This window comes from Ralstonia sp. R-29, assembly GCF_049913345.1.
Classification (GTDB): domain Bacteria; phylum Pseudomonadota; class Gammaproteobacteria; order Burkholderiales; family Burkholderiaceae; genus Ralstonia.
Window position 1 is genome coordinate 717,538 of record NZ_CP184377.1, and the last position, 23,624, is coordinate 741,161.

21 protein-coding genes are annotated in these 23,624 nt (G+C 59.4%); 18 read left to right on the top strand and 3 right to left on the bottom strand.

What is annotated here, in order from left to right; genetic code table 11:
* Positions 1-64: 64 nt before the first annotated feature.
* Positions 65-1,618 carry a cryptochrome/photolyase family protein gene (locus ACN9M1_RS03395; protein ID WP_426397382.1) on the bottom strand — a complete coding sequence of 518 codons (1,554 nt, stop codon included), beginning with the start codon at positions 1,616-1,618 and terminating at the stop codon, positions 65-67.
* A gap of 77 nt (positions 1,619-1,695) precedes the next feature.
* Between ACN9M1_RS03395 and ACN9M1_RS03400 the strand changes: the two genes are divergently transcribed.
* The 7 genes from ACN9M1_RS03400 to ACN9M1_RS03430 all read left to right on the top strand — a co-directional run bounded on the left by ACN9M1_RS03400 (position 1,696) and on the right by ACN9M1_RS03430 (position 7,157).
* Positions 1,696-2,445, top strand: a complete 750-nt coding sequence (locus ACN9M1_RS03400; RefSeq protein ID WP_426397384.1) for a 16S rRNA pseudouridine(516) synthase — start codon at positions 1,696-1,698, stop codon at positions 2,443-2,445.
* Between the two features lie 83 nt (positions 2,446-2,528).
* Positions 2,529-3,101, top strand: coding sequence for a YqgE/AlgH family protein (locus tag ACN9M1_RS03405; RefSeq protein WP_426397386.1), 573 nt, complete (start codon positions 2,529-2,531; stop codon positions 3,099-3,101).
* Entirely contained in the window at positions 3,094-3,531 is a 438-nt protein-coding gene (gene ruvX / locus ACN9M1_RS03410) for a Holliday junction resolvase RuvX (protein ID WP_426397387.1), read from the top strand. Before ACN9M1_RS03405 ends, ruvX begins: the two co-directional genes overlap by 8 nt.
* Entirely contained in the window at positions 3,528-4,046 is a 519-nt protein-coding gene (gene pyrR, locus ACN9M1_RS03415; RefSeq protein ID WP_426397389.1) for a bifunctional pyr operon transcriptional regulator/uracil phosphoribosyltransferase PyrR, read from the top strand. The genes ruvX and pyrR overlap by 4 nt, the downstream gene beginning before the upstream one ends.
* A 69-nt stretch (positions 4,047-4,115) precedes the next feature.
* Positions 4,116-5,087 carry an aspartate carbamoyltransferase catalytic subunit gene (locus ACN9M1_RS03420; protein WP_426397391.1) on the top strand — a complete coding sequence of 324 codons (972 nt, stop codon included), beginning with the start codon at positions 4,116-4,118 and terminating at the stop codon, positions 5,085-5,087.
* Positions 5,088-5,095: 8 nt separating this feature from the next.
* Positions 5,096-6,373, top strand: coding sequence for a dihydroorotase (locus ACN9M1_RS03425; protein WP_426397392.1), 1,278 nt, complete (start codon positions 5,096-5,098; stop codon positions 6,371-6,373).
* Entirely contained in the window at positions 6,360-7,157 is a 798-nt protein-coding gene (locus ACN9M1_RS03430) for a lysophospholipid acyltransferase family protein (protein WP_426397394.1), read from the top strand. Before ACN9M1_RS03425 ends, ACN9M1_RS03430 begins: the two co-directional genes overlap by 14 nt.
* Before the next feature lie 9 nt (positions 7,158-7,166).
* Here ACN9M1_RS03430 and ACN9M1_RS03435 read toward each other — a convergent pair whose 3' ends face one another.
* Positions 7,167-8,018: a symmetrical bis(5'-nucleosyl)-tetraphosphatase gene (locus ACN9M1_RS03435; protein ID WP_426397396.1), complete on the bottom strand. Its 852-nt coding sequence runs from the start codon at positions 8,016-8,018 to the stop codon at positions 7,167-7,169.
* Positions 8,019-8,230: 212 nt separating this feature from the next.
* Here ACN9M1_RS03435 and rfbB point away from each other — a divergent pair, with 212 nt between their 5' ends.
* The 10 genes from rfbB (at position 8,231) to ACN9M1_RS03485 (ending at position 19,758) form a co-directional block, all read left to right on the top strand.
* Positions 8,231-9,292, top strand: coding sequence for a dTDP-glucose 4,6-dehydratase (gene rfbB, locus ACN9M1_RS03440; RefSeq protein WP_426397398.1), 1,062 nt, complete (start codon positions 8,231-8,233; stop codon positions 9,290-9,292).
* The gene (gene rfbD / locus ACN9M1_RS03445) at positions 9,285-10,217 is read left to right on the top strand and encodes a dTDP-4-dehydrorhamnose reductase (RefSeq protein WP_426397400.1); all 933 of its coding nucleotides are present in this window, start codon (positions 9,285-9,287) and stop codon (positions 10,215-10,217) included. Before rfbB ends, rfbD begins: the two co-directional genes overlap by 8 nt.
* Positions 10,218-10,249: 32 nt before the next feature.
* Entirely contained in the window at positions 10,250-11,131 is an 882-nt protein-coding gene (gene rfbA / locus ACN9M1_RS03450; protein ID WP_426397402.1) for a glucose-1-phosphate thymidylyltransferase RfbA, read from the top strand.
* Entirely contained in the window at positions 11,128-11,682 is a 555-nt protein-coding gene (gene rfbC, locus ACN9M1_RS03455; protein WP_426397404.1) for a dTDP-4-dehydrorhamnose 3,5-epimerase, read from the top strand. Before rfbA ends, rfbC begins: the two co-directional genes overlap by 4 nt.
* An 18-nt stretch (positions 11,683-11,700) precedes the next feature.
* On the top strand, positions 11,701-12,828 hold the full coding sequence (locus tag ACN9M1_RS03460) for a DegT/DnrJ/EryC1/StrS family aminotransferase (RefSeq protein WP_426397406.1): 1,128 nt from the start codon (positions 11,701-11,703) through the stop codon (positions 12,826-12,828).
* Positions 12,825-13,334, top strand: a complete 510-nt coding sequence (locus tag ACN9M1_RS03465) for a GNAT family N-acetyltransferase (protein ID WP_426397407.1) — start codon at positions 12,825-12,827, stop codon at positions 13,332-13,334. The genes ACN9M1_RS03460 and ACN9M1_RS03465 overlap by 4 nt, the downstream gene beginning before the upstream one ends.
* The gene (locus ACN9M1_RS03470) at positions 13,321-14,133 is read left to right on the top strand and encodes an ABC transporter permease (RefSeq protein ID WP_426397409.1); all 813 of its coding nucleotides are present in this window, start codon (positions 13,321-13,323) and stop codon (positions 14,131-14,133) included. Before ACN9M1_RS03465 ends, ACN9M1_RS03470 begins: the two co-directional genes overlap by 14 nt.
* Before the next feature lie 80 nt (positions 14,134-14,213).
* Positions 14,214-14,885, top strand: coding sequence for an ABC transporter ATP-binding protein (locus ACN9M1_RS03475; RefSeq protein WP_426397411.1), 672 nt, complete (start codon positions 14,214-14,216; stop codon positions 14,883-14,885).
* Positions 14,886-14,951: 66 nt separating this feature from the next.
* Complete coding sequence (locus ACN9M1_RS03480; RefSeq protein ID WP_426397413.1) at positions 14,952-18,743, top strand: glycosyltransferase; 3,792 nt, start codon at positions 14,952-14,954, stop codon at positions 18,741-18,743.
* Between the two features lie 76 nt (positions 18,744-18,819).
* Positions 18,820-19,758, top strand: coding sequence for a glycosyltransferase family 2 protein (locus ACN9M1_RS03485; protein WP_426397415.1), 939 nt, complete (start codon positions 18,820-18,822; stop codon positions 19,756-19,758).
* Positions 19,759-19,850: 92 nt separating this feature from the next.
* Here the strand turns inward: ACN9M1_RS03485 and ACN9M1_RS03490 are convergent, their stop codons facing one another.
* Positions 19,851-22,454 carry a glycosyltransferase gene (locus ACN9M1_RS03490; protein ID WP_426397417.1) on the bottom strand — a complete coding sequence of 868 codons (2,604 nt, stop codon included), beginning with the start codon at positions 22,452-22,454 and terminating at the stop codon, positions 19,851-19,853.
* 329 nt (positions 22,455-22,783) lie between these two features.
* Here ACN9M1_RS03490 and ACN9M1_RS03495 point away from each other — a divergent pair, with 329 nt between their 5' ends.
* Complete coding sequence (locus ACN9M1_RS03495) at positions 22,784-23,614, top strand: glycosyltransferase family 2 protein (protein ID WP_426397418.1); 831 nt, start codon at positions 22,784-22,786, stop codon at positions 23,612-23,614.
* Positions 23,615-23,624 lie beyond the last annotated feature (10 nt).

Below are 23,624 nucleotides of genomic sequence, written 5' to 3' on the forward strand. Positions count from 1 at the left end.
CGCCACCTGAGGCAGAAAGAACAACGGGCCGGTGCATCATCACCGGCCCGTTGTTTTTGGTGCGCTATGCGGCCTCGCTTTTGCTGAGCGCAGCGGCTTGAGCGCCTGATGTGCGATTGGCCTTGGTGACGGCGTAGCGGTCAAGCGTGGCCGCTCGTGCGGCGGCGTGATCGACGATCGGGTGCGGGTACGTTTCGCCCAGTACCACGCCGGCCTCCTTCAACACACTGGCTGGTGCTGTCCAAGGCGCGTGGAGGTACTTGTCGGGCAGCCCTGCCAGTTGCGGCAGGTACCTGCGGATGAAGCGGCCCTGCGGGTCGAATTTCTCCGATTGCGTGACGGGGTTGAAGATGCGGAACCACGGTTGCGCGTCGCAGCCGCTCGACGCCGCCCATTGCCAACCGCCGTTGTTGGCGGCGAAATCGAAATCGTTGAGCACGTCGGCAAAGTACTGCTCCCCGCGTCGCCAATCGACGCCCAGGTCCTTGATGAGGAAGCAGGCCGCCACCATGCGCAGGCGGTTATGCATGTAGCCGCTCTGGTGGATTTGCAGCATGGCGGCATCCACCAGCGGGTAACCGGTGCGTGCGGTTTTCCAAGCTTCAAAGCTTGTATCGCCGATGTCGCCATCCACCCAGCGGACGCGATCGAATTCCGGGTGGAATGACGCGCCGTCGGCCAGATCCGGACGGTGGTGCAGGATCATGAAATAGAAGTCGCGCCAGATCAGCTCGGACAGCCACGTCGCCGCGCCCCGGCTGCCGCGCAGCATGGCTGTGTGGGCACACGAGGCCAAGGTGCGGATCGACACGGTGCCAAAACGCAGATGCGTTGACAGGTAGCTGGGGCCCCGCACGGCAGGGAAGTCACGCCGCGCATGGTAGTCATCCATCCGCGCTTCAAAATCATTGAGTAGCGTTTCGGCGCCTGCCATGCCGGTCGGCAGGGCGATCTCCGATAGGTTGGAAGGGGCGAATCCCATCGCTTCCAGCGAGGGTACCGCGTGCGTCAGCGCCTGCGGCACCTTGGCCAGCGCGCCGAAGTACGGCTCCGTGGGATATGCGCGCAGGTCGAACGGGGTGAGCGCGGCCAGCCAGGCGTTCTTGTAAGGCGTGAAGACGCCGTACGGCTTGCCTTGGCCGTTCAGGATTTCGTCGCGCTCGAAGATCACCTGGTCCTTGAAGTCGAACCAGGCACACGGCTGCTGAGCCAGCGCCTTGCGCACGGCTTCGTCACGGGCCTGCGCGACCGGTTCTTCGTCGTGGTTGGCGAAGACCGCTTCGATATGAAGCTGGCGTGCCAGCGCCGGAATAGCATGCCGCGGGTGGTTATGCACGACGATCAGGTCACCGCCGGCCTCGCGCAACGCCTCGCGTAATGCCTCGATGGACGCGCGGATGAACTCGATCCGGCGGTCTGCCTTCAGCCCACGCGCCAGCAGCGCGTCGAGGATGTCGCGGTCGAATACGAACACGCAATAGACCTCGCGGCAGTGGCGCAGGGCATAATGCAGCGCCGCATGGTCAAAGTGCCGCAGATCGCGCCGGAACCACACCAGCCCGCGCTGGAAATGCGCGCTAATTGCATAGGGTGTGCGGCGTTGGGTGGTGGCGGGCATCGATGGTTCGGCTGGATCAAAGATCGGCTGAGCGTATCGCAAAAGCGCCGCTGTATTGTCTTCTTCACGTTGTTGTCATGGCTGAATCTTCTGCTCGTCTTCCGCTGTATCGCATCCTGCAATCGCAGGGGTTTGGCACGCGCCGTTATTGCAAGGACCTCGTGCTCGCGGGCCTGGTGTTCATCAACGATGCCGAAATGGAAGACCCCGACGCGCTGGTCGATACCGCCGGCCTGGTGCTCGACGTGGACGGCGAACGCTGGACGTATCACGCACGCGCCTACCTGATGATCAACAAGCCGACCGGCGTGGAGTGCTCGCAAAAGCCGAAGCACCATCCGAGCGTGTACACGCTATTGCCGGTGCCGCTGCGTGAACGCGGAGTGCAGTGCGTCGGCCGCCTCGACCAGGACACCACCGGGCTGCTGTTGCTCACCGACGATGGCCAGTTCGTCCACACGCTCACCAGCCCGCGGCACCAAGTGCCCAAGGTGTATGAAATCACCACCGCCGAACCGGTGACCGACGCCCAGGTCGCGCAACTCTGTGCCGGCGTGCTCCTGGCCGACGAGAATGAAAACGTAAGCGCTGCCTGGGCCGAGCGCGTCGACACGCACCACCTACGCATGGCGCTCACGCAGGGCAAATACCACCAGGTGAAACGCATGGTGGCGGCAGCCGGCAACCACGTCGCTGGGTTGCATCGCAGCACGATCGGCGGGCTCTCGCTGGGCGATCTCGCTCCGGGGGAATGGCGCTGGCTTGAGGCAGCCGACCTGGAAGCGTTGAACGCCACGCCGCCGCGCGCAACCGGCTCGGGTGCCTGAGTCAGCACAAAAAATCTTGCCGCCGAGGCCGTTTCCTCCAAATGAAAGGGGCGATGGCCGGGGGCTTTTGGTAAACTAGTTGTATGGCCTCGCCGGACGCACCCATCAATCTCACGAATCAGTTCCTGATCGCTATGCCTGGCATGGCGGACTCCACGTTTTCGGGAACGGTCGTGTACATGTGCGAGCACAACGAGCGCGGCGCGCTCGGGCTCGTGATCAATCGCCCCATTGATATCGACTTGGCGACACTGTTCGACAAGATCGATCTCAAGCTCGAAATCCACCCCCTCGCAGAACAATCCGTGTACTACGGCGGCCCGGTGCAGACCGAGCGTGGCTTCGTGCTGCACGACGCCACGGGCGCGTATTCGTCGTCGCTGGCGGTGCCGGGTGGGCTGGAAATGACCACCTCCAAGGATGTGCTCGAAGCCGTCGCACAGGGCGGTGGCCCGCATCGCTTCATCCTGACCCTCGGGTACGCCGGCTGGAGCGCTGGCCAACTGGAAGACGAAATCAGCCGTAACGGCTGGCTGACTGTCCAGGCCGATCCCGAAATCATCTTCAACGTGCCTGCCGAGCAGCGGTTTGCCGCTGCGCTGAACCTGCTCGGTATCAACCCCGCCATGCTGTCGGGCGAGGCAGGGCATGCCTGAGCCGGTGCATCCGGCCATCGCCCCCGTGCCTGTTGACGGCACCTTGCTGGCATTCGATTACGGCGAAAAACGCATCGGCGTGGCGCTGGGCAATACGATTTCACGCTCGGCACGGGCGCTGGAAACCATTCCCAACCGTTCGGTCGATTTTCGCTTCGAGCAGATCACGCGCTTGATCCAGGAGTGGGAGCCGGTCGGCTTCGTCGTCGGCATGCCTGTGCACCCCGATGGCCCCAATGGCGAGGTGCAGCCGATGATCAAGCTCGCCAAACGCTTCGGCAATCAATTGCATGGCCGCTATGGCCTGCCGGTCACCTGGGTGGACGAGCGGTATTCGTCGATCGCCGCGCAGGATGCCGGTGCCTCCGACGATGTGCTCGACGCTGAAGCCGCGCGCATCATCCTCCAACAGTTCTTCGACGAATCATGACATCGCAACAGATCGATGCCGAGGCCCTCTACCAGAGCCTCGTTGCACAGCTGCGCACGCGGATGGCCGAGGGCCATGCCTGGTCGGTCGCCGGAATCGTCAGCGGTGGCGCCTGGATTGCCAAGCGCCTGGCGCATGACCTCGGGCTGCCGGAATACGGCGTCGTCAACGTCGCCATGCACCGCGACGACTACGCCAAGAAGGGTTTGCATGCCCAGGCCCAGCCGACCACGCTGCCGTTCGACGTGAACGAGCGCCGCATCCTGCTGGTGGACGACGTGCTGGCCAGCGGCCGCACCATCCGCGCGGCCATCAACGAGCTGTTCGACTACGGCCGCCCCGCTGCGGTGGAGTTGGCCGTGCTGGTCGACCGCGGCGAGCGCCAGTTGCCCGTCGCCCCAGATTACATCGGTGAACGCGTCACGCTGCCCGCCAATGAGTCGCTCGTGCTGAGCGAGTCTGGCGAGGGTGCCTCCGCACGCTTCGTTTTCACGCGCGAGCCCAAGGGTGCCTGAGCGCCTGCGCTGCATCGTTTCTGTTTTAACCTGACCTGTCGTCGCTTTTTCGTCGCTTTCGTCTTCTCCATGCCCAAGACTTTCGCCAACCCGCAGCTCACGAAAAACGGCGAGCTCAAGCACCTGCTGTCGATTGAGGGGCTGTCTCGCGACATCCTCACGCACGTGCTGGACACCGCGCAGCAGTTCGTCTCCGTATCGGATTCTGACCGCGAGGTGAAGAAGGTGCCTCTGCTGCGCGGCAAGAGCGTGTTCAACCTGTTCTTCGAGAACTCCACGCGCACGCGCACCACGTTCGAGATCGCGGCCAAGCGGTTGTCGGCGGACGTGATCAACCTGAACATCAACGCGTCGTCCACCAGCAAGGGTGAGTCGCTGCTCGATACGATCAACAACCTGTCGGCCATGCAGGCGGACATGTTTGTCGTGCGGCACGCGAGTTCCGGCGCGCCGTACCTGATTGCCGAGCACACCGCGCCGCACGTGCACGTGATCAACGCGGGCGATGGCCGCCACGCGCACCCCACGCAGGGGCTGCTCGACATGTTCACCATCCGCCATTACAAGAAGGATTTCTCCAACCTGACGGTGGCGATCGTTGGTGACATCCTGCACTCGCGCGTGGCGCGTTCCGACATCCACGCGTTGACGACGCTGGGGTGTGCCGAAGTGCGCGCCATCGGCCCGCGTACGCTGTTGCCGGGCGGTCTGGAGCATATGGGCGTGCGCGTCTTCCACAACATGGAAGAGGGGTTGAAGGGCGTGGACGTGGTCATCATGCTGCGTCTGCAGAACGAGCGCATGAGCGGCGCGCTGCTGCCGTCCGCGCAGGAATACTTCAAGGCCTACGGCCTGACGCAAGAACGCCTGGCGCTGGCCAAGCCCGACGCCATCGTCATGCACCCGGGCCCGATGAACCGCGGCGTGGAGATCGACTCCGCCGTGGCCGACGGTGTGCAGTCGGTGATCTTGAATCAGGTGACGTTCGGCATCGCCGTGCGTATGGCGGTGATGGGCATTGTTGCCGGCAACAACGACTAAGAAGACCGATGAAACTGCATATCAAAGGCGGCCGCCTGATCGACCCGGCCAACGGCATCGACGCACAACAGGATCTGTACATCGCAGCGAGCAAGGTCGTGGGCGTCGGCCATGCGCCGGCGGATTTCCATGCCAACAAGACCATCGACGCGACGGGCTTGATTGTTTGCCCGGGCCTGATTGACTTGTCTGCCCGCCTGCGCGAGCCGGGCTTCGAATACAAGGCCACGCTCGAATCGGAAATGGCTGCGGCGATGGCCGGCGGCGTGACTTCGCTGGTGTGCCCGCCGGACACGGACCCGGTACTGGACGAACCCGGCCTGGTCGAGATGCTCAAGTTCCGCGCGCGCAATCTGAACCAGGCGCACGTGTATCCGCTCGGCGCACTGACGGTAGGCCTCAAGGGCGCGGTGCTGACTGAAATGGCCGAATTGACCGAATCCGGCTGCGTGGGCTTCTCGCAAGCCGACTCGCCGATCATCGATACGCAGGTGCTGATGCGCGCGATGCAATACGCGCAGACGTTCGGCTTTACGGTCTGGCTGCGTCCGGAAGATCCGTATCTGGGCAAGGGCGGCGTGGCCGCGAGTGGTCCGCTGGCCTCGCGCCTGGGCCTCTCCGGTGTGCCGGTGATGGCCGAGACGGTGCGCCTGCACACCATCTTCGAACTGATTCGCAGCACGGGCGCGCGCGTGCACCTGTGTCGCCTGTCGTCGGCCGCCGGCCTCGAGTTGGTCCGCCGCGCCAAGGCCGAAGGACTGCCGGTCACCTGCGATGTGAACGTCCACCATATTTCGCTGACCGACGTCGACATCGGCTACTTCAACTCGCAGATGCGCTTCGTGCCGCCGCTGCGCTCGGGCCGTGATCGCGATGGCATCGTGCGCGCACTGTCCGACGGCACCATCGACGCGATCTGCTCGGACCACACCCCCGTGGATGACGACGAGAAGCTGCTGCCGTTTGCCGAAGCCACGCCCGGCGCGACCGGCCTCGAAACCCTGCTGCCGCTGACGCTGCGCTGGGCTGCCGAGCACAAGGTTGAGTTGCCGAAGGCACTGGCGCGCATCACCAGCGAGCCGGCACGTGTGCTGGGCCTGCATGCGGGTTCGCTGGAAGTGGGCGCGATGGCCGATGTGTGCGTGTTCGATCCGGAAGCCATCTGGAAGCTGGAGCCGCGCACGCTGCGCAGCCAAGGCAAGAACTCACCGTACCTGGGCTTCGAGCTGGCCGGCCGCGTGCGCGCCACGCTGGTCGCCGGTCACCTTGCCTATGACGGGCATTGACCCGAGCATGGCCGGCGCGCCCACCGAGGTGAGCACGCCTCGGCGCAAGCACTTGCTCCGCAAGCTGCGGCTGGTGGTGCATCTTGTCGAGGGGCTCGCCACGTGCGCGTTGCTGTTCTGGTGGATCAAGCCGCGCACCAAGCAGGCATTGATTCAACACTGGTCGCACAAGCTGCTGGCACTGCTTGGCGTTTCGCTCGTCGTGCATGGCGAGCCGGTTGAGGGTAAGGACTTGGCGGGCTCGATGCTCGTGTCCAACCACGTGTCGTGGATCGACATCTACGCGATCAATAGCTGGTACCCGCCGCGCTTCGTCGCCAAGTCGGAGATTCGCAGTTGGCCGGTGATCGGCTGGCTGTGTGCGCAGACCGGCGTGCTGTTCATCGAGCGCGCCCGCAAGCGCGATGCGCACCGCATCATGCACGCCATCGCCGATGCGATGCGGGGTGGCGACGCGATCTGCGTGTTTCCTGAGGGGACGACGTCAGATGGGCTGCAACTGCTGCCTTTCCACGCCAACCTGTTCCAGGCACCGGTGAGTGCTGGGGCGCCTATCCGCCCGCTGGCGCTGCGTTATCGCATCGCGGCGACCGGTGAATTGACGACCATTCCTGCCTATATCGGTGATCTGTCGATGATGGATACGCTCAATGCCATCCTGAACGGGCCGCCGTTGGTGGTGGAAGTGTTTGTCGGCCCCGCTGTGGCCCCGGAGATGGACCGCCGCGCGCTGGCGACACACAGCCAGGAAGCCGTTGCGGCCCTGATCGCCCGCGCGGGCTAGACCAAGCAGTTACTTCTTGTGCGCGAGCGGGTCCTGCGCCTGCTCGCAATCCACCTGGATCACTTCACGGCCAGCCGGCGCTAGCGATAGCTTCGCCGCCGTCAGCTTGCCGCCCCAGACGCAGCCCGTATCCAGCCCCATCACGTCATCGCGCATCACCAGCCCGCGTGTCGACCAATGCCCGAACACGATCGGCGTGCCACGGGTGCGCCGGCCAGGCACATCGAACCACGGCATGTGGCCATCCGGAGCGCCGTCCGCATCCGTCGTCTCGAACTCCATCATGCCGTCAGGCTTGCAGAAACGCAGGCGCGTCAGGGCGTTGATGGTCAGGCGCAGGCGGTCCATACCGACGAGATCGTTGCTCCACTTATCAGGATGATTGCCAAACGCATCGGCCAGGAAGGTTTTCCAATGGGCGCTGCGCAGCTCGCGTTCCACCGCGCCGGCCAGTTCCAATACGTCACCCGTTGTCCATTGAGGCAGCACGCCCGCGTGCACCATTAGGAAGCCATTTTCGAAGATGGCCAAGGGCTGATGGCGCAGCCATGTGATGAGTTGATCGCTATCGGGCGCAGAGAGGATCTCGGCGAGTGTGTCCCGCTTGCCCGGCTTGCGCACACCCGCCGCGACCGCTAGGAGGTGGATGTCGTGATTGCCCAGCACCGTGCGGGCACGGCCGGAGTCGCACAGCGCGATGACTTGGCGGAGGGTGGCGAGGGATTCGGGGCCGCGGTTGATGAGGTCGCCGACGAAACGCAGGGGCCCATCGGCGGGGAGGGCGGCCAGCAGCGTTTGGAGAGGGGAGCAGCAGCCTTGGAGGTCGCCGATGGCGTGGGGGACGGGTGACGCGCTTGTCATGTGCAGTGCAAGTCGCGCGTTGTGGATGACGAGACGTCAAGGTCTCGGGTGTTACAACGCGCTACAAAAAGATCGGGCCGTTTGGGAGGGGTAACCCTGGGGTCGGATAGAATACGCCACTTCTTATTGCATTCAACAAAGTCCGCCGCTCTTAAACCGGGCATGGCGCGGACCCAGCCGCGTATAGAGACACGCGACAAGGAGCACAGAGGTTGTCCAATATTCTCGTCACAGGCGGTGCCGGCTTCATTGGCGGCAATTTTGTTCTGAACTGGCTGGCAAACCCCAGCGCTGACGGCATCGTCAACGTCGACAAGCTGACCTACGCGGGCAATCGCAAGACCCTGGCCGCCGTGGAAAGCGACCCGCGCCACGTGTTTTCGCAGACGGATATTTGCGACCGCGCCGCGCTTGATCGCCTGTTCGAACAGTACAAGCCGCGCGCAGTGGTGCACTTTGCGGCCGAAAGCCACGTGGATCGCTCCATCCATGGCCCGGGCGAATTCATTCAGACCAATATCGTCGGCACGTTCACGCTGCTTGAAGCCGTGCGCGCCTATTGGGGCGGGCTCGATGCCGACGCCAAGGCGGCGTTCCGCTTCCTGCATGTTTCCACCGACGAAGTGTTTGGCTCGCTCAGCGCCACCGACCCGCAGTTCTCGGAGACCACGCCGTACGCCCCCAACAGCCCATACTCGGCCTCCAAGGCAGCGTCGGACCACTTGGTGCGCGCATACCACCATACGTATGGACTGCCGGTGCTGACCACGAATTGTTCCAACAACTACGGTCCGTACCATTTCCCGGAAAAACTGATTCCGCTGATCATTACCAACGCACTCGGCGGCAAGCCGCTGCCGGTGTACGGGGATGGTCAGAACGTGCGCGACTGGCTCTATGTAGGCGACCACTGCGCGGCGATCCGTGAGGTGCTCGCGCGCGGCCGTCTGGGCGAGACCTACAACGTGGGTGGCTGGAACGAGAAGACCAACCTGGACGTCGTCTATACGCTATGCGACCTGCTGGATGAGCTGAAGCCCAAGGCCACGGGTTCGTACCGCGATCAGATTACGTTCGTGAAGGACCGCCCCGGCCACGACCGCCGCTATGCCATCGATGCGCGCAAGCTGGAGCGCGAGCTTGGCTGGAAACCCGCCGAAACCTTCGAGACGGGGCTGCGCAAGACTGTTCAGTGGTATCTGGACAATCAGGTCTGGGTGCAGGACGTGGTGTCGGGCGAGTATCGTAATTGGGTGGCGAAGCAGTATGGTTGATTACGGCACAGCCGGGCGACCGGTGATCTTGCTGACTGGCGCACGGGGGCAACTCGGATTCGAACTGCGTCGGGCACTGAGCTTGTGGGGCGATGTTGTAGCGTTTGATCGAGCCAGCCTTGATCTGGCGGACGGCGCACGAATCGCTGAAGTCATGCGAAACCTGCGGCCGCGAATCGTTGTGAATGCGGGTGCTTACACAGCGGTTGATCGGGCTGAATCAGAACCTGAACTCGCACGCAAGATCAACGTGGACGGGCCAGCCGTGCTCGCCCAGGAAGCGGCGCAACTGGGCAGCTTCCTGGTCCACTATTCGACGGATTACGTATTTGATGGTGCGAAGGAAGGCTGGTACCGCGAGTCAGATCAGCCCGATCCGTTGTCGGTGTATGGGAAGACGAAACTCGAAGGCGAGCGCTGTGTCGAGGCGAGTGGCACATCGCATGCCGTGATCCGTACAAGCTGGGTGTTCGGCCTACATGGCGCCAATTTTCTGAAGACGATTGTCGGCGCCGCGATGCGCCGCGATGCGTTGTCGATCGTGGCGGACCAGTTCGGCGCGCCAACGCCTGCGTCGCTGATTGCGGATATCACGGCGATTATGGCCGCGCGCTACCTTGCTGCCCCTGCCAGTTTTCCGTCAGGCGTCTATCACGCTGCGCCGTCGGGCGAGACCACATGGCATGCCTATGCCGACTACGCATTGCGGGCGCTGCGAGCGAAAGGGGTGGCATTGCGCGTTGCGGAAGATGCGGTCCGCCCGATTCCGATGAGTGAGTATCCGAGCGCCGCGCCCCGACCGGCAAATTCGCGGCTGGATACGACAAAATTGCGCGAAACCTTCGGCATCGGATTGCCGAACTGGAAAGCCGGCGTGGATTACGTTATCGACCAGCTAGTCGAAACCGCGCAGGTCATGGCCTAACGTGGTTGCATTGCCAACTATCTAAAAATCTCATGAAACGTAAAGGAATTATCCTGGCGGGTGGATCGGGCACACGCTTATATCCGATCACCCGATCGGTATCTAAGCAGTTGCTGCCGGTCTATGACAAGCCGATGATTTATTACCCTCTCAGCACGCTGATGCTCGCGGGGATCAGCGACATCCTGATTATCTCGACACCTCAGGATACGCCGCGCTTTTCCGACATGCTGGGCGATGGTCATCGCTGGGGGCTTAACATTAGCTATGCGGTACAGCCGACACCTGATGGCCTCGCCCAGGCATTCATCATCGGACGTGATTTCATTGGCAACAATCCGTCCGCACTGATTCTCGGCGACAACATTTTCCACGGCCACGATCTTCATGCACTTTTGGCAGGCGCTACGTCCGCCGAGAATGGGGCGACCGTGTTCGCCTATCACGTGCATGATCCCGAACGTTATGGTGTCGTCGAATTTGATGAGGCGTTCCGCGCGATATCGCTAGAGGAAAAGCCGAAGTCGCCCCGTTCGAATTATGCGGTGACTGGCTTGTATTTCTATGACAATCAGGTGTGCGACATCGCCTCGACTATTCGGCCTTCGGCACGTGGCGAGTTAGAGATCACCGACGTTAATCTTCACTATCTGCGCGAGCAGCAGTTGAACGTCGAGATCATGGGGCGCGGTTACGCTTGGCTCGATACCGGTACGCACGACTCGCTATTAGAAGCGTCGACGTTCATCTCGACTCTGCAGAAGCGTCAGGGTTTGATGGTGGCATGTCCCGAGGAAATCGCGTATCGCAACAAATGGATTTCGGTGGATGACCTCGGCCAGCTTGCGGGCGAACTTTCTAAGAACGAGTATGGCCGTTATCTTAGTCGGCTGCTCAAGGAGGCTGTAGCGTGAATTTCACCTTTGAAGCGACTGCGCTGCCTGAGGTCTTCGTTCTGGAACCCAAGTGCTTTGGAGACGCGCGCGGCTTTTTCTATGAAAGCTTTAACGCGAAGGCGTTCAAGGAAGGTACCGGCGCAGACAGGGAATTTGTTCAGGACAACCATTCTCGCTCGGCGAAGAACGTACTTCGGGGGCTGCATTATCAGATCAAGAATCCCCAAGGGAAGCTGGTGCGGGTCGTTGCTGGACGAGTGTTCGACGTGGCCGTTGACATTCGCCGCAGTTCACCAAATTTCGGACGTTGGGTTGGTGTCGAACTGTCGGCGGAAAATCGCAAGCAGCTATGGGTGCCAGAGGGGTTCGCGCATGGTTTCGTCGTGCTTTCGGAATATGCAGAATTTCTGTACAAGACCACAGACTATTATTCGCCGCAGTACGAGCGTTCGCTGCTCTGGAATGACCCTACGCTCAAGATTGATTGGCCGATGATTGAAGGCGAGCCGATTCTCTCCCAGAAGGACCAGCAGGCGCTCACGTTGGCAGACGCCGAAACATTCGAGTAACACCAAGGAAAAATTACTATGGCCATTCAACTATTTGTTCCGCACTTCCGCGTTGACGAGTGCCTTGAAGCGATTCGCGAGTGCCTGGAAAAGGGCTGGACAGGGCTGGGTTTCAAGACAAACCAGTTCGAAGAAGCATGGAAGGCATACACCGGGTTGCCGTATGCACACTTTCTAAGCTCGAACACGGTCGGCCTGCATCTGGCCTTCGAACTGTTCAAAACGAAGTACGGCTGGGCGGACGGCGACGAGGTGATCACGACGCCGCTGACATTTGTTTCGTCGAACCATGCCATTCTTTACTCCAACCTGACCCCGGTGTTCGCCGATGTCGATGATTCGCTGTGCCTTGATCCCGCAAGCGTAGAAGCGCGCATCACGGACAAGACTCGCGCTGTCATTTTTGTCGGTATCGGCGGCAACGTTGGCCATTACGAGCGCGTGCTGAAGCTGTGCCGGGAGCGCGGCATCAAGGTCATTCTAGACGCCGCACATATGTCCGGCAGCCGCTTCAATGGCAAGCATGTTGGCCATGATGCGGACGTGACAGTCTTCAGTTTCCAAGCGGTGAAGAATCTGCCGACTGCGGATTCGGGGATGATCTGCTTCAGTGACCTGGACGACGATGTCCGCGTGCGCAAGATGAGCTGGCTTGGTATCAACAAGGACACGTATGCCCGCACTGCGACACAGGGCGCGTATAAATGGATGTATGACGTCGAGGAAGTCGGATACAAATATCACGGCAACTCGATCATGGCCGCGATTGGTCTGGTGCAACTCAAGTACCTCGACAACGATAACGCATACCGTCGCCAGCTCGCGAGTTGGTATGAGGAGTTGCTGTCAGGGCGCGCGAACATTCGTCTGGTACCGATCACGAAGAATTGTGAGTCGTCGCGCCATCTGTTCCAGATCCGCGTCAAGAACCGGGACGAGTTGATGCTGGCTCTGAATGAGCACGAGATCTACCCTGGCGTTCACTACCGTGACAACACCGAGTACCGCATGTACGCGAGCGGCAAAGGCAACTGTCCGAACGCACACGCCGCGTCCAACGAAATTCTTTCGTTGCCGATGCACATGGGTGTCTCCCGCAAGGACGTCGAGCGGATCGCCGAACTGATCGTCCGATACGCGGCATGAAGCACGCGCACGAACCGTACGTGCATGGGCGCATCCGACTGCGCCTGCTTGCTGAGGACGATCTCCAGACGACGCTCGAGTGGCGCAACCGGGATGGGGTGCGGGAGCAGTTCAAGAGTTCCGATCTGCTCACGTATCCGCAGCATCACAGTTGGTTCGTGCGCTACACGGAAAAGCCGGATGATCTTGTATTCATCGCTGAGTTGGTTGACACAGGAGAGCGTGTCGGCCAGGTCGCTATCTACGCGATTGATCATGGAAGCCGGGCGGCCGAGATCGGCCGTTTTGTCGTGTCGCCTGATTTCCAAGGGCGCAAATTGATGAAAGAGGCGATCGACGTGTTGATGCGGTTCGCGGCCAGCGAGTTGTCACTGACGTCGGTCTACCTTGAAGTGCTTGAGTCGAACGAGCGAGCGGGAATGTTGTATCAGAAGCTCGGCTTCGAGGAGCGGGGCCGAGCCGATGGCCTGATTCGTATGGAACGGAGAATCGATGATTACGTATAACAGTGCTAGTGCGAACTCGACTCTGACGGAGTTCGTCAGTGCTGCGAAGTTGTGGCGTGTGTGGCTTCACATGGGGTTCCAGGACATCAAGAGCCGGTTTCGCAGTTCAGCACTCGGGCCTGGCTGGATTCTCGTCAACCTAGCTGCTGTGATCGGGGCGGTTGGGCTGATCTATGGTCGGCTGTTCCACCAGCCGATGAATGAGTTCCTTCCGTTCCTGACGCTCGGCATCGTGATTTGGACGTTCATCACATCGTCGCTTGTCGAGGGTTCGATGGCATTCGTTGTCGCAGAGGGCTACATCAAGCAATTTCCTTTTCCGAAACCGATTTATCTGTATCGGGCACTTGTCCCGTATACGGTCGTATTTGTGATCGGGCTAATTGTCTACTTTGCAGTCGTTGCGTCCTATCAGCGTCACGTCGGATGGGGCGCGCTATGGGCAATCCCAGGATTCGCTCTGTTTCTCGCTATCAACTTCTTTCACGTCGTGATTGTTGCGCACGTCGGTGTCCGTTTTCGGGATCTACCGCACTTGCTCAGCAGCCTGATGCAGATTGCGTTCTACATGACGCCGGTAATCTTCACCGTTGCGATGCTGAAAGATCGCGGGCTGTCGTTTATTTACGCGTTTAATCCGCTCTACTACCAGATCGAGATCATGCGTTACCCGCTGCTCAACAGCGAGGCGCCGCCGCCTGAAGTCATCATCGTGGCGCTAGGCTATTGCGCGGTGGTGGGCGCTCTTGCGGTCTTCGTTGTGAAAAAGATGTCGCGGCGGATCGTGTACGTACTATGACGTCAAATTTGAATATCAGCCTACGCAATGTGGGCGTTAGTTTCGATGTATCTGCGCGCCAGGATAGTCTCAAGTCTGTCGTGCTCAACGCCCTGCGAGGCAAACGCTCACCTGTTTCTCACGAGAAGCGTTTTGTGCATGCGCTCAAGGACGTCAATCTTGAGATCACACACGGCGAGCGCGTAGGGCTGATTGGCCTGAACGGGGCGGGCAAGAGCACGATTTTGAAAGTGATGGCGGGCATCTATCCGCCGACCTCGGGAGAGGCGCAGATCGACGGTCATGTGTCCGCAATGTTCGAGCTTGCGACGGGTTTCGAAATGACCCAAACAGGCTGGGACAACATTCGCATTCGCGGCATGCTGCTTGGCCTCACGCCCGCGCAGGTGGAAGACCGCATCGAGCAGATCGCTGAATTCTCCGAGCTTGGCGAATTCCTTGACTACCCTGTCAAGACCTATTCAGCCGGTATGTTTATTCGGCTCGCCTTCTCCGTTTCCACGGCGATCAACCCGGAAATCCTGCTGCTTGACGAAGTGATGGGCGCCGGCGATGTCCAGTTCGCGAACAAGGCGAAGAAGCGGATGTACGAGTTCATGGAGCAAGGCAAGATTTTGGTCTTCTCTAGCCATAGCCTCGAAATGCTTCAGTCTTTCTGTGAGCGCGTAATTTGGCTTCGCAAGGGCGAGGTCGTGATGGACGGGCCTGCGAAGCGTGTGCTTGAAGAGTACGAAAGACGAGCTGGGCAGTAACCGGCCAACGTGCAGGAAAGCAGGTTGTACGGAACCTGGTGTGGTGTATTGAAGGAATGGTGATTAATGAAAGTCGAAACAGTAACGCGCGATACATGCTGGTTTGCTGAGCAGGAGCGCTCGCGGCCGGACGTATCCGTGTTGCTGTATGTAGGCGAGAAAGGTGTGCAGCAGCTTGCGCTTAGCGTTGAATCGGTGCTGACGCAGACGCTTACTGCCGTCGAACTTATCGTTGTTGACGATACCGTCGACGCGGCGGTCACAGAATGGCTCGATGGCAAGCGCAATCGCGATCCACGCATCGCGCTGGCTCGTCGAGCCAAGCCGATCGGTATTCCGGCTGTCGGTTGGATAGAGGCCTTCGCGCACGCCCGGGCACCCTGGATCGTTATTGCCAAGGCGGGTGACGAGTTTTATGAGGACGCGCTCGAAGAGCTGCTGAACAGTGCGCGTGCCGACGCCGAAGCGATACCGTTTGGCTTCGTCGAGACTGCGGTGCGTGAGGAGGCGACCGGCAGTGCGACGAAAGTCTCGGCTGGAGGCGGTGGCGTCTCCATGGCCGTGCTGCGCACCCGCAACTTCATTGCGCGCCATGCGTTGCTGATTCCGCGCCGCGCAGTTGAGATGGTCGGCTTCGTTGATCCGCACGTGCTCCTCCGCCATGCAGCCGAATGGGATTTCTGGCGTCGACTGTCTGACTGCTTCGAGTTGAAAGCTGTCGATGTCGCCGTCGGCGTCACGCATACGGTGGCGCCGGATACGGAGTTAGACGGCTGGGCGCTCGAGGAATGGATGCGAACGCCCCGCAATGATCGTTTGCGGCCCGACCGTGTTGGTGCCTATGATCTGACCGCCTCGAATCCGGCGCACACCTGGGCAACACGTGACGTCTGCTCGGATCTCGCTTCGCGTCTGCCAGATGGCAGCTCGGCTGTAGACCCACATTCGGTGGACGGCACGGAAGGCTGCATCTTGATCGTGACGGTGCAGTACGATGCGTCGACCGCGCTCTACTTCGACATGCTCCCAGAGCCCTGGCGGCATCGCGTACGTGTCGTCATTAACGGTCCCGGGTCCGATTTCAGTGTACTCGCGCGTGCGACTGCGTTGATCGTGTCGCGTGCTATCCGGTGCTACCGTCCTTGGCTCGATGCCGCACGCGAGCTGGGCGTGCCGACTTATTACTTCCTCGATGACAACATGCCAGTACTCGCTGAATTGGGCGAGGCCAGCATGAGCGGCGAGGATTTCACACCCGAGGTGATGCGCAAGGATTTGCGCTTGTTCGACGGCGTGTTGCTCAGCAGTGAGCCCCTGATCGCGTATTTTCGCGAACGTAACCTGCATGCGCGGTTGCTGCATTTCCCGGTAGCGTGTGCAGATATCGACAGCATGCGGGCCCAGCTAATCACTGGACGACGTGCAGCCAATGACGATGAGTTCGTGTTCGCTTTCATGGGCGGCCTGCATCGTTCGAATGCCGTGTGGGCAGTCATTTTGCCGGCGCTCGTCAAGATTGCCGAAGAGGGACACCGCATTCATTTTGTCGCGCCAGGCAGCGGCAGTGATGCGAGCATGCTCGACGGGTTGCCATCGACCATGCGCGTGACACTGTTGCCGTGGGACCCTGGTTACGCATTCGCGCTGCGGCGGTTTGCGGCGCTGACGCCAAATTACCTACTGCTTGCGCCGAGCAAGACGCCTAACAACTCATACAAAACGCTGCACCCGTTGTTGACTGCAGCGCTCGTTGATGCAGTTGCCGTGCTACCCCGCATCGATCCTTACATGACGATAGAGGACGGCTCGATTGCGTTGATGGTTGACGAGCCATTCGAGCGCGACGGGTGGTATGCGGTATTGCGCGAGATTGTCGAGGGCCGCACCAATGCTCGGGCGATCAAACAAGCCAACGAAGCGTTTTGCCGGAAGGCATTTTCGGGCGTGCCGAATGCATCGGCACTGATGGGAATCGCGTCAGAAGCCCACGGTGTACCTTCTTGGCCGAGGCAGTCGCGCCGTCTCGGCGTGCTTGCGGGTGTCGTCCACGAGGGCGGTCATGGTGCTGCTGGGAATGGAGCGTGGGCGAGTGGCCTAGAGGAATTGCACGCGCTGCGCCACATGCGCCGCTATTCGTGGCGACACCGTGTGATGTCGCGGCCATCGGACATGTGGGAGCATTGTGGTCCTGCATTCTGGCCGCTCAAGCGCGATGCCGTGAAGTATGGCTGGCGCCGCCGGGGGGGCACGCTCGAACTCAGCGACAGCTTGCACTGGTTACCGCATCGCGATTATGACGTTGCATTGCCTGCCGGCATGCTTGGTGGTGTCGCGTTCGCGTTTTCGACCGACGGTCATCATTCTGGCAAAGCGACGGTCGAGCTATTTTCGCCAACCGGTCAACGCATTGCCCGGGCCGACCGCGACTTGGCACGGGCGGATTTGAGCCAGCCAGTGCGCTTCATGTTTGACCCCGTCGAGATCGTCGAAGGGGCGGTCTGGCGCATTCGGGTGCGGTGCCGCACGTCGATGCCAGTGTACGTCTACGAGCTTGTGAATCGCCGCCGCCTCGGCATGTTTTATGGGCCGCCGAGCCCGTTCATGGAAATCCTGCCGCCCGATCCTCGCGCAACGCGGGGGCGGGTTCCGGCTGTCGACAGAGAAGCCGGTCTGAATTCGCAGCCGATCGATATTAAGTTCGTGGTCGAAGGCGATATCCCAACTAACCAGATTATCCAGAGGCTCATCGTAGAAGCTCTCGGCGACCGCGGCGAAGTTAGGCGGTTGCTGTTACCTCAGTTCACACCGGAAGCCCTCCGGGAGGGGGGACTCGTGATTCTTAGTCGAACGGCGAGTCCCGCGTCGCTGCCGATGCTCGACTGGATGCGCATGCATGGGATGCCCTATGTCTACTACATCGATGACAATTTCTGGGAGTTGAAAGGCGATTCTCGGATCGCGCAGTTCTATCAGAGCGCGCCGGTCCAGCGCACGCTCGATCGCTCGATTGGAGGAGCTAGTCACGTCGTCGTTAACGCCCCGCGGCTCGGTGAATACATCAAGCAACGTTATCCGAGTGTTCGAATCACGCAGTTGAACGCGCCATTCGACTTTTCACTGATCGACAATTTACCGGCACCGACTAAGCCCACGAATGAAGTGCGCGTGGGTTTCGCAGGCAGCATTACCCGGGCGGACGATTTCATTGAGATCCTTCCCGCACTCAAGCGCGTACTTGATACATTCGCACACGTTACGCTTGTGTTCTTTGGGTATTGCCCACCCGAACTGATTGGAATCGATCGGGTCACGTTTGTGCCGCACGTGGCGTCGTACTCGGACTTCATCAAGATGAAGGCATCGTACGGTCTCGATATCGGTCTCGCGCCGATGGCCGATCTCACGGCGAATCTATACAAGACTAACAACAAATACCGCGAATATGGCGCGATGCAAATCGCCGGCATCTACACGAACACATCGCCGTACACGGAGAGCGTGACCGACGGTGTGACCGGCATGCTGGTCGATCACAGCGCCGACGCATGGTATGTCGCTCTTGAGAAGCTGATCGTTGATACAGTGTTTCGCAGGCAGATCGCGGAAGCGGCTTACACGGACGTTCGAGCGCACTATGCACAGGACGTCGTAGCGAAGCAATGGAGAGATTTTTTGCTGCGGGTTGCGAGCGAGCTGCGATCTGCAGAGGTTTTGACGAAGACCGGCCGGGCAAGTGTCGCGTTCATAAGAGTCCGACGCTGGCTTGGGCACACGAAGATTCGGGCGCTGGTCCTGCGTGCGCGTATTAAGGCGCAAATTGTACGTGCCGGGGCATGGCTCACCCGCGTTCGCAGTTAATGAGCGAAAACCACGCCATCAAACTTGGTTGAGCGTTCCGGCTTCCGGATTTTTTAACTCAAGGTATTAGATAGAAATGCCGGTCGCCGTGCGAGATCTTAGTCGCCATGATGCCAGGGTTGGTGCAGTCGTTGTAAGCTATCGCCCGGATCTTGCCGTATTGGATACGCTTCTTGAGGCGTTGTCCAAACAGGTCAATATTGTCTATGTGGTCGACAATGGGTCTGGTGAAGGGACCCTGGAAGGGCTGCGAGCACTGATTGCAGGCAAAAACATCGAGATAATTGCCCTTCCGACTAACCGCGGAATAGCGACAGCACACAATGTCGGAATTGGCCGTGTTGTGGAGCGAGGTCTCAAGTATGTGCTCCTCTTCGATCAGGATAGTGTGCCAGCGCCAGATATGGTGGCGCGTCTTGTAAGCGCGCACCAGAGCCTTGATGATCAGGGTACGAAAGTGGCGGCAGTTGGCCCTGTCTCGGTGGACCAACGAACTGGGACCCTGGGGAATTTTGTCCGCATCCGGGCGGCTAGTGTTCGGCAAGTGCCGTGTGCCGGCGCCGATGATGTTATGGAAGTCGACTTCCTAATTTCATCTGGATGTTTGATCCCTGTTGGAGCCCTCAATGCCATCGGAGGCATGAACGACGATTATTTCATCGATCATGTCGATACAGAGTGGTGCCTTCGTGCACGCGCAGCCGGCTGGCAACTGTTTGGAGTATGCGGAGCGAAGCTATCCCATGCGTTGGGGGATAGGGTAGTGCGCGTTTGGCTTGGCCGGTGGAGGGAGGTGTCAGTGCATTCACCTTTGCGCGACTACTATATGTTTCGCAACACCGTGTTGATGCTGAAGCACGTTCCAATGGCCTGGAGTTGGCGTATCGCACATCTACGGCGTATCGCGCTCTTCTTTGTTTTTTTTGGTATCGTAATTGCGCCGCGTCGCGAACGAGTCGCAATGATGGTTCGGGGTATCTGGCATGGCATCGTTGGACGAGCGGGGAGTTACTGAGAGGGGACGGTAATCCCATCGCTGATTGGCACAGATGTCCATTGTGCTAGATTAAAGCCCGGGCTAGTTAAGAGCTATCCCGGGCTTTTTCGTTATTTGCTAATAAGCATTTCCATGAACGGGGTCGGTTGGGTGAATCGGAGGCCAAACCACTTCCGATTGATGAATTCGTAAACATACACGGGTGCTTTTGATTTCGCGAACACGCGCACACTCCAAGTCTCGCCGGGTTTGACTTCGATATTCTGGAAACCAAAACGGACTGGCTTCGTTAGATCGAGCTTCTGAATGTCGGTCGTGATGTGAGCCTTGACTTGGTTTTCGGGCGAAACAAGTTCTATCCCGACCTGGCCTTGTTTGACAAAATCGACAGCTAGCGCGACATACACAGCCGACAGTTTTCCAATCGGCGGCGAAATGCGATATTCCCGGAACGGCATGTCATGAAGTGAATCGCTCAGTTCAAGCGATGAACCGGTCCGTCGCCAACCATGTGCATCGCTGAACGATTTCATACCTGCAAACTGCGGTGAGATCATGCTCCAGAGACTGCCTTTCGCCGAAAGGATTCGGTGACGCCAGGAATAGCGATGGATGCGCCGGAAATGAGAAAGCTCACACGCCCGCTCGATCGCTGGCGACGGAGATACATGCATCTCCACGGAGCCCAGCGCAGCCGTGCGTCTAAGCCACGCAGCAAGATTGTGAAGGCGATTGGTCTGAGTCTCCCACGAAGGCTCTCGACCCAGTTTCGACAGAATGGCGTCGAGTACCGCAGCGTTTGTTTTTCCAGAGAAATTCTCCGCGCAGTATTCCACATTTTTCTGACGAATCCGTTCGAGGGCCGCTTCGTCTTTTAATTCGGTAACAAGCGCGTTGTACCACGAGATCGGATTGGCTGCATCGTGCACGAAAACCGCGTTTCCGCAATCTAGGATTTGATCATAGGGCTTCGTGTCGGGCAGCATCGGCACGGCGTTCATGATCAGCGCAGACATCAGAGGGTGCAGTGTCTTATAAGCGTTGTTGATCGTCTCGCTTGGTGCATGAAGCAAGAGATCCGGCGAGTAGCGCGCGAAACGACGCATCGCGAACAGATAGTCCGCCTCGAACGGCAGCAAAGTGACCCGGAAATTTCTCGGCAAGTCTTCGAGCAGCGCGTTGTATTCCTCTTCGTTTGGTTTGGGCGCTACCAAGTGGACGTTTTGGCCATCTTTTGCAAGTTTCTGGACGGCCGGGAATACCACCTCCCAAAGACCTTTTGCTCGATGCGAACCCGTCGCGCACGCTATGACAAGTTCGCTGGGTCGTTTCTCTTCGTGGTAATCGATGAAGAGGGAGCGTTGGTCGTAGTACGAAACGGGGAAATAGTAAAGGTGATCGTGAAGCATCTCCTTCTCAAAATACTCGAGGAGAGGTTTGCTCGACAGAAGGATGCCATCGAAACGCTTCAGGTCTTTTCGAAACTGGGGTAGGCGAAAATCTTCATCGCTTGACTCAAATTCTCCGGCTTTTACGAGCAGTGGAAAGTTGTCGTCGAGAAAGTAGTACGTCGGCACTTTCATCGCACGTGCCGCATCGATCCATGTCTGGAACGACTTGATGCCCCTAACGAAGATCACGCAACTGGCTCGCGCGAGTTCCTCGACCCCATAACCACCATTGGCAGCCACGATACGTACGCGTTTGGCGACGTCCGGGGGGAGCATGTCGAAGTAAAGATACGTCGACGCGTTGTAATGCATTGTGATGACCAAGATATACCCATCGCCCGGGGTCGTAACAGGGAGCGTTGGCGGAGCCCAGCCGCGCGTGGTCGCGTGTTTTGCCGCTAAGCCAAGCGTTGCATTCTGTGTGCTGGCTCCATGCGTTGGGTCAGGACTGAGAACTTCATAATCAGGTAGCTTCGACGGATGGAGTTGCTTATTACGAGCGGTGTGCATCCATTCGTTGACAGCCCAACTGTCTAACCCATAGGTATGCCCAAGGCTGTCGTTCGTGCTCGGGCCTTCTTCCGTTCCCACCGCCACGTCGACGGCTTTCACCTCGTAGCGCTCCGCGATGCGGCGCCAGAGATCCCAGTCGCACAGGCGCGCGATAAGGATGTGTGGATCGTAGAAACCGACATCCTCCACGATTTCCTTCGTAAGGAGCACGCCATTGTTTGGAATGAAATTTTGAACGCGCAGTGTGCCCTGAGAGTGTGGGGTACCTAGGCGAGCTGTAGCGATCTCGCCGTTGACATCGCTGCGAAAGGACATTTCGACGTGCCCATAGATCATCGCATGCGGTGCCTTTTCCGACTCTTCCAGAAGCTTTTCTAAAGCATCCTTGTTGAACACGGTGTCGTCGAAGGCGAATGCCAATCTGTCGGAGCGCGCTTTGAGATAACCCTCGTACTCGGAAATTGCCGGAAGTCCGATGTTCTTCGGATGGCGAAGCGAGCTGACGCGACCATCCTTTTCGAGAAATTCTTTGGTCTGATCCGCCGTGCCATCGGTACTCGCGTCATCGATGATGATCAGCTCTATGTCCTTCAGAGTTTGTGACAGGATCGATTCGACGCAACGGCGAAACATGCCGCTCTGAGCCCGCCTGTAAGCCGGAAGCAATACCGAGATTTTAGGTTTGTGCGCCGAATTGTAATCCTTACCGGGTGTCCAAATCGTCTCTTGAATAAGGTCTTTGACCAGCATTAGCGGTTTTCGTGAATTGGTTTGAGAGTGTGCGGGCGAGTATAGCAACTCTATGTTGTCGACAAGAAGGGGTTGGATAGCGACCTGCCGAGAGCGTGTTTCCATGCGGTCTAGTCGCCCTCTAAGTTCGTTACAATCTGACCTCTACCGAGTTTCAACCATGCTAACCAATATTTCTCCGTGAGCCGTGTTGCGCTGGACCAAGTGTTCACGTCGGCATTCTTTGCATAGGCTGCAGGGCCCAAAAATTTTCCGGGACACCTGTGGGCTCTCCTACACCCTTTGTTCGCACTTGTCGCCGGACTGGAAAGACGGGATGCACCACCCACTTGAGCAACAACGTGATTGACATGTCCAATATTGGGGCCCGGGAAGGTGATGCCCGGCGCGGCAAAAGCAGTGTCCCGGAAATCACCATCTCCATCGTGAGCCACGGCCAGGCTGCCTTAGTGAGGCCGTTACTGGCGCAATTGCGTGCATTGAGCGCCAAGACCTCTCTACACGTTATCGTTACGCAGAATTTGCCGGAAGATAGGATTCCGGTCGAGGAATCGGATGCGTTTCGCGTGACATGGCTGGCAAACGGGGTGCCCGCTGGCTTCGGCGCCAACCACAATGCAGCGTTTGGGCATTGCCGATCCAATTGCTTCGTCGTGCTGAACCCGGACGTCAGGTTGATTGACGACAGTTTGCTGCGTCTGGCAGAGCATCTCGCACAACACCCCGGTGTCGCGGGGCCGCGTGTCGTCACGCCTTCGGGCAACCTTGAGGATAGCGCCCGACGTGTGCCAAGTCCGGTGCGGTTGGCCAAGCGCTGGCTTCTGCGGCGGTTCGAATCCGACTATGATGCGTCCGTCGAGTGTCAGCCCGTCGATTGGGTTGCTGGCATGTGCTTGGCGTTTGATCGCGATAGTTTTTCTCGTGTTGGTGGCTTCGACAGCCGCTTTCACCTCTATTGCGAGGACGTCGATATTTGTCTGCGGTTGCAGCTGTTAGGTCGACACGTATCGTGGTTGCAATCGGCCACGGTGGTGCATGATGCGCAGCGCGCAAGCCATCGCAAGTGGCGCTACCTCGTCTGGCATTTGCAAAGCCTTGGCCGGCTGCTGACTTCGGCGGCCTATTGGCGCTTCCGCCTCGGTGTACGCAGCAGTTCTTAAAACCATTTTC